Source organism: Neisseria sp. P0009.S007 (genome assembly GCF_051962515.1).
In genome coordinates this window covers 1-1056 of record NZ_JBQCVF010000493.1, presented here as the reverse complement: position 1 = coordinate 1056, position 1056 = coordinate 1, and the positions used below count along the sequence as shown (strand labels likewise).

1 protein-coding gene is annotated in these 1056 nt (G+C 54.6%); it reads right to left on the bottom strand.

Annotation, left to right across the window (positions count from 1 at the left end; translation table 11 throughout):
- Positions 1 to 1056, bottom strand: a 1056-nt coding sequence (gene prpF / locus ACTHS3_RS14300) for a 2-methylaconitate cis-trans isomerase PrpF (RefSeq protein ID WP_440368282.1), incomplete at both ends; no start/stop codon positions are given.

Below are 1056 nucleotides of genomic sequence, written 5' to 3'. Positions count from 1 at the left end.
CGGCACTCGGACTTGTCCTTCCATAATCACGCGTGCGCTACGGCTCATGACCGCTTTGGTGGCCGTCCATTGTCCGTTCTGACATTCGGCGGCGGCACCGACACGCAGTGTGCCTGACGGATGACCGAAACGGACTTCTTTACGCGCTCCGCCTCCGGCTGCAAGGTTGACCAGCGTACCGGGCACGGCGGCAGCGGTAGCGATGGCGACTGAAGCGGTACCCATCATGGCGTGGTGCAATTTGCCCATGCTCAGCGCGCGTACCAATAAGTCGATGTCGGCAGCTTTGACGGTTTTACCGCTTGAAGCGGTGTAATCGGCCGCAGGGGCGACAAAAGCGACTTTCGGAGTATGGGCGCGGGTGGCGGCTTCGGATACATCGCTGATCAAGCCCATTTTCAGCGCACCATACGCGCGGATGGTTTCAAATTTTTCCAAAGCCGCAGCATCGTTGTTGATGTCGTCTTGCAACTCTTTGCCTGTGTAGCCCAAATCTGCGGCATTCAGGAAAACGGTTGGAATACCGGCATTGATAAGCGTGGCTTTCAGACGGCCTATATTCGGCACATCAATTTCATCAACCAAATTGCCGGTTGGGAACATACTGCCTTCGCCGTCGGCCGGATCAAGAAATTCGATTTGTACTTCGGCTGCCGGGAACGTTACGCCGTCGAGCTCAAAATCGCCTGTTTCCAAAACTGCGCCGTTTTGCATCGGTACATGGGCAATAATGGTTTTGCCGATGTTTTTCTGCCAGATTTTGACGGTACATAGTCCGTCTGAAGGGATTTTGGATTTATCGACCAAGCCTTGTTCGATGGCAAATGCACCCACGGCGGCGGTCAGATTGCCACAGTTGCCGCTCCAATCGACAAAAGGTTTGTCGATGGAAACTTGTCCGAACAAGTAATCGACATCGTGATCAGCGCGTTCGGATTTGTCCAAAATCACGGCTTTGCTGGTGGACGAACTGGCATTGCCCAAACCGTCAATCTGTTTGCCGTAAGGGTCGGGGCTGCCGAGTACGCGCAAGAGGATTTTGTCGCGTGCCTCGCC